We start from the raw sequence: 3397 nt of genomic DNA, 5'->3' as shown, positions 1-3397 counted from the left end.
CAGTCCTACTGACAGGCATAACAAGCAGCTTCCTCCCGGCAACACACGCCGGGCTCAGCCACGCAGACCCTCCAACAAAAAGTCCGCAGTCCCGGCGGGAAAATTGCCCTGTTCTACTCCCAGTCTCGAATTCCAGGTCTCGAGTTTTACTTCCAGCGCCCGCGGTAGGTCATCCCACCGGGCAGTTTGACCCATACGCCACCTCGGCTGTTGATAGTAACGGGTCCGATTTTGGTGGATGCGGACGCTCCGGAGCCTGACACGTTGATCCAGCTGTTCTTGCCAATTTTCTTTTTATCGCGGTATTGCAATCCCATGAGAAACCAGCTTACTGAAGCGGGTGGTAGTCATCCATTTTACTGAGATTCACCCCCATCCTTCTAAGTTTTGCCATGAGATCCCAAGGTAGTTCTTTGCCATCATGCAGACTTAGGCTAGCCTAACCTTTGCTATATTTGACCAAGGCAAGGAGACCTAATGCCACCAATCGCGCGCGCTACCGTTACCAGCGCGCTACTTTTCGGACTACTCTCACCGCTCACACCGGTAGCTCACGCCGACCCCCAACCAACCAATGACCAGACCGATTCCCACCTGAACTGGGCATTGCGCGACTCTTTCCTCCGCTATGTCAGCGGCGCAACCAACGTCAGCAACGGAGCAGAAAAAGTCTTTCGCGACACCTCCGCCAACGAGGACCTCGTTGAAAGCAGCTACAAGTTCAAAGCAAAAAACGTTTCCTACAACCCTGAGAAACTCGAGACACGCGCCGAATTTGAGGGCACAGTCGAGTACTTCAAATACTGCGATGGGAACAAAGCAGAACAAGGTAATTGCTCCCTTGAGCTGAAAATTAAAGATCCGATCATCGTTATCAACAACGACGGTGGCACTGTGCTGGCGGATATCCGATCCAAGCAATACCCAGGTGGACAAGTTTTTGAAGGTGAAGACCTCGCTATTGCCGACCTCGATGTTGGAAATGCCGATTTCTCCCAAAATGGTGGCCGTTCTGAGTGGAAAAACGTTGTACCAGCCCTCACCCAAGACGGCGTACACACTTTCTCTGGTTTCTATCCGCTCGGCAGCCCACTGGCCCCCTTGAACTTCTCCTACCAGGGCGAAGGTGGAAAGCCAGATATCAAGGGCAGCCCGATGAAGATGGTAGGCAAGTTCGCCTCCCCCATCCCGGCTGACGAACCAAGCCGCATGTTCGCCGCTGGGGACGTCATCGCAGTCGCTGGCAAGAGCAAAATTGCGCTTGCTAACGCCCGCACCATGACAGAGATCAAAACCATGGATGTCGATTCCTCCGGAAACGTCCTGGTAGCGGCAGACAAGCGGGGCAACCTGAGCTGGGTCACCGGCAACGAAGTTGTCACCGCCAAGATCTCCCGCAACGGCTTTGAGACGCCAACCGTACGCGGAACCGTAACTGGAACCCCAGTAGCCATCGCCGCCGCCCCGGACACTGATGATGTCTACGTCATCACTCGCGAGGAAGGCGACGGCGCTACCTTGCACCGCATCAGCAACACAGTCACCGCCGCCCCACTTCCAGACCCACGCAAGGTGGATGAGCACCTCGCCGACGTCCCAGCTGGCGACATCCGAATCGCAGGATTCTACGGCGAAACCTACTCCTTCAGCTCGCTGCGCGATTTGGCTGTCATGCCGGACGGCAACCTGCTGTACTTCAACAGCGGCACCGTCATCGATATGAAGAATGAGCACCGGCCGATCGCACCACTGGTCATCACACCAGACGGTGAAGTTACTCGGGCGCTGGGCATTGACGATGTTGCAAAAACCGAGGCATTCGCGCGCATGCATGCGATGGTGGTGCAGGACAACCGCGTCGCGCTATACAACGACTCGGACCACGATTCCGCAGTCCAATTCTTCACCTATGCAGATAAGAAACTCACCGCCACCTCACCACGTGGCCCGGTAGGCGATCTGCGCTCCATCAGTGGGCTTTCCTTCGGCCCGGATGGTAGTGCTTTTGTCACCGGCGAATCGGATGGCACGTTGCGCTGGGTGAACACCACGACGAACGAAAGCACGGATTCGCTCCGCCTGCCAGATTCCAAGGGCACTAAGGGCGAGCACCGCATGCTTATTACCCGCGAGAACGGCGAAGTTCTCGCTAACTCGGTGTACACAGATCCGGCCACCTACCAGGAGTACTCGCACGTGCTGCGCATCGCAGACCCGGCCTCGCTGCGTAAGGATGATTCCTCCACGATTGAGGAACTAGGTAAGCCCGTCGAAAAGCCAGGCGAGAAACCAGCCGAAAAGCCAGCTGAAAAGCCAGCCGAAGCAGCCAAGGAGACCGCAACACCAACTGCCACGCCGACCGCCACACCAACTGAGAATGCCCCAACACCAGTGGTCGTGAAGCCGGAACCGGTGAAGAAGGCAAAGTCTGGTTGGTTCAAAAAGGCGGTGGATGCTCTTCTCGTGGCAGCTCCAGCACTGTTTCTGTTCTTCCCAGTAATCATCAACCTGCTGCCAGCACACATGAAGCAGGCACTGCAGGCCCGTCTATCCAGCTGATTTAAGGATGTGAATTTAGCAATGACCGTCGCTCTTGACACCCCGCTTTCTCACGAGATCAAGTCCGTGACCAGCGTGGCCCACAGCCGCGCCGAGGAATCCCAGTTCATCGACGATCTAATTGCAGGTCGCCTGGACAAGGTTGCTTACCGAAACCTCCTCGAGCAGACCTACCTGTTCTACTCGGCGTTGGAGTGCAGCTCCCAGGCGCTGCGCACCTCGCCACTATTCGCCGAGCTTTATGACGCCCGCCTGCTCCGCTTACCATCCATCGCCAAAGATCTAACGGCATTGCACGGCAGTGCCCGTTGGAAAGGCGGTTTGCAGATGCTTCCTGCTACCGCGCGTTATGTCCAGCGTCTGAACGAGATCGGCGCCTTGCAGGATCCAATTGCCTTGATTGCCCACCACTACGTGCGCTACCTCGGGGACCTCTCGGGCGGGCAGGTGATTGGTCGCATGATGCAGCGCCACTACAACGTTGGCTCCGACGCAGTGAACTTCTACAACTTCGAGGAGATCGAAAAGCCGAAACCATACAAGGATAGCTACCGCGCCAAACTCGACGCCCTAGTGCTAAGTGATGAAGAGCGCAGCTACCTCCTCGATGAGGCAGTAGCAGGCTTCTACTTCAACTCCGCGATCTTCAAGGAACTCGCTGAGGTCTAGTACTGACAGCAAAGCCGGTCGACGTAATGTCGACCGGCATTTTTATTGGGGGTTGGATAGGGATTTGGTTGGGACCCTGTTTGCCAGTGAAGTTGTGACCCTCCTACAGAGAGGATCATCAATGTCTAACGAGCTTGCCCCTACTGTTCGGGTCAAACCACATCGGGTG

Annotated in this window: 3 protein-coding genes; 2 read left to right on the top strand and 1 reads right to left on the bottom strand. The window is 56.1% G+C overall.

The genetic code is table 11. The features are described 5' to 3' along the window. Window positions 1-146: 146 nt before the first annotated feature. The gene (locus tag ACZ6ZO_RS12780; protein WP_182385409.1) at window positions 147-317 is read right to left on the bottom strand and encodes a DUF4236 domain-containing protein; all 171 of its coding nucleotides are present in this window, start codon (window positions 315-317) and stop codon (window positions 147-149) included. Window positions 318-477: 160 nt separating this feature from the next. Between ACZ6ZO_RS12780 and ACZ6ZO_RS12775 the strand changes: the two genes are divergently transcribed. After that, a complete protein-coding gene (locus ACZ6ZO_RS12775; RefSeq protein WP_465293074.1) occupies window positions 478-2559 on the top strand; it encodes an HtaA domain-containing protein in 2082 nt (693 codons plus the stop codon). 21 nt (window positions 2560-2580) lie between these two features. Then, window positions 2581-3228, top strand: coding sequence for a biliverdin-producing heme oxygenase (locus tag ACZ6ZO_RS12770; protein WP_182385407.1), 648 nt, complete (start codon window positions 2581-2583; stop codon window positions 3226-3228). The last annotated feature ends 169 nt before the right edge of the window (window positions 3229-3397 follow it).

It is taken from the genome of Corynebacterium sp. NPDC104732, assembly GCF_055583565.1.
Note: the sequence above shows the minus strand (reverse complement) of the source record. Positions and strands in the feature narration are given on the sequence as shown.

Coding starts and splice junctions, on each gene's coding strand:
- ACZ6ZO_RS12780 (WP_182385409.1), bottom strand. CDS start 317: ATGGGATTGCAATACCGCGATAAAAAGAAAATTGGCAAGAACAGCTGG.
- ACZ6ZO_RS12775 (WP_465293074.1), top strand. CDS start 478: ATGCCACCAATCGCGCGCGCTACCGTTACCAGCGCGCTACTTTTCGGA.
- ACZ6ZO_RS12770 (WP_182385407.1), top strand. CDS start 2,581: ATGACCGTCGCTCTTGACACCCCGCTTTCTCACGAGATCAAGTCCGTG.